The following is a 1,689-nucleotide window of genomic DNA, read 5'->3' on the forward strand; positions in this document are numbered from 1 at the left end:
AAACTCCGCTTTGGGAGGAATGGCGATTCAAACGGGAAGAGTTACTATAACCCCGAAGCCAAATGAACCCACTATGAAAAAGGTGACTTTCCCGAAACCTTTTAAAAGTCAGCCCGGCGTAGTGATGACGGTTATATCATCCGTACCAGGCATAAATGTTTTGGGAATTGGTACAAGTAATAATACAAAAGATGGATTTGAAGCATATGTTACAAGGATTAATGATACAGAAACAATACTGGTATGGGTTGCAGTAGGTCCGATGTGATCATTATTTTCCTACAGCAAGCCATGAAACCTCCGTACTGGTATCATTTGTCCTTAGTATATAAATATCAAAACCTTCTTTTGTTGCACCGATTACTCCCGTTCCAAGTAATATTTTTCCTGCAACAGATGATCTGGGAGTAACAAATACTTCTGGTGCACTTTTGAATGGTGTTGTAAATGTTACATGCTTTGATGTTTGTTCATTTGGTTTCGGAATTATAACAACACTTCCTGTTTTTATCGTCATACCTCCCAAAGCGGAGTTTTGTACGCCTGCTCATTCTGGTACAATATTGCCAGAAAGGAGGCGTATGAATGGACGCTAGGATAGAGATACTGGAGAATGTGCTACATGCCATGTCTGGCATAATACCAGATGCTGCGGTAAACAGACTGGAAACAGCATTGTGTGCTGAATTAGAGAAATACGAGGTGCAGGAACGGGTTACAGATGTAACGGTCCGGGATAGTACAGCAGAAGGACTTTTGAGGAAATTTTTAGCTACGAAAAGAATTGAGGGCAAGTCGGAATCAACAATTGAATATTATCGGCAACAACTTACTATGTTTGTGCAAAATATTGGTAAGCTGTTGCCTGAAATATCGACATTTGACCTGAGATTTTACTTATCCGCGTACAAGGAAACAAGGAAAGTAAAGAACAGGACGCTTGATAATATCCGGAAATGCCTGTCAACTTTTTTTACATGGCTTACGGACGAGGAATTTATCCAACGTAATCCTTGCAGAGGGTTGAAATCAATCAAGTATAGAAAAGTAATGAAGAAGGCATTTTCCCAGGAGGAATTGGAACGGCTCAAATCAGCGTGTGAAAACTACAGGGATCTGGCCCTTGTTGGATTTTTGTACTCTACAGGCTGCCGTGTATCGGAAGCAATATCTATTAACCGGGAGAGCATAGACTTTGAACGTCGTGAACTTAATGTTGTTGGAAAAGGGGATAAAGAACGGACAGTGTATCTGACCGAAGTATCTGTAATGTATTTGAGGCTTTATTTAAGTAATAGAGAAGACGAAAATCCTGCCTTATTTATAGGTAAGGGAGGGCGTAGATTAAGCAAAAATGGTGTGGAAACGGCACTTAAAAGGATTGGGATAAAGGCAGGAGTGGAAAATGTACACCCACACCGGTTTCGCCGAACGCTGGCAACAAGCATGATAGACAGGGGAGCTACACTGCAGGATGTGCAAGTGATATTAGGACATGAAGACATTCGTACAACGCAGGTATATGTCTATACCAACCAGAGAAACGTAAAAAATGCACACGAAAAGTATGCTGCGTAGGTGATTTATAAGTTTTTAAGTCTGCAATGATGCAGGCTTATTTGTTATGCGGTGAAATAAGCAAAAACATTGTTGATTTATTTGATCTTATTATGTACAAAACTCCGCTTT

3 protein-coding genes are annotated in these 1,689 nt (G+C 40.3%); 2 read left to right on the top strand and 1 reads right to left on the bottom strand.

From position 1 onward, the window contains the following. A partial coding sequence (locus C6P39_RS27295) for a gp53-like domain-containing protein (RefSeq protein WP_242987271.1) occupies positions 1 to 268 on the top strand: 268 nt, incomplete at its 5' end. Positions 269 to 271: 3 nt separating this feature from the next. Here the strand turns inward: C6P39_RS27295 and C6P39_RS27300 are convergent. Next, positions 272 to 517: an H-type lectin domain-containing protein gene (locus C6P39_RS27300; RefSeq protein ID WP_104806059.1), complete on the bottom strand. Its 246-nt coding sequence runs from the start codon at positions 515 to 517 to the stop codon at positions 272 to 274. A gap of 68 nt (positions 518 to 585) precedes the next feature. Between C6P39_RS27300 and xerA the strand changes: the two genes are divergently transcribed. After that, positions 586 to 1,578 (top strand): site-specific tyrosine recombinase/integron integrase, encoded by a 993-nt coding sequence (xerA, locus tag C6P39_RS27305; RefSeq protein ID WP_104806060.1) that lies wholly within the window; start codon positions 586 to 588, stop codon positions 1,576 to 1,578. The last annotated feature ends 111 nt before the right edge of the window (positions 1,579 to 1,689 follow it).

This window comes from Blautia marasmi, assembly GCF_900258535.1.
GTDB lineage: Bacteria > Bacillota > Clostridia > Lachnospirales > Lachnospiraceae > Blautia > Blautia hominis.

Coding starts and splice junctions, on each gene's coding strand:
- C6P39_RS27300 (WP_104806059.1), bottom strand. CDS start 517: ATGACGATAAAAACAGGAAGTGTTGTTATAATTCCGAAACCAAATGAA.
- xerA (WP_104806060.1), top strand. CDS start 586: ATGGACGCTAGGATAGAGATACTGGAGAATGTGCTACATGCCATGTCT.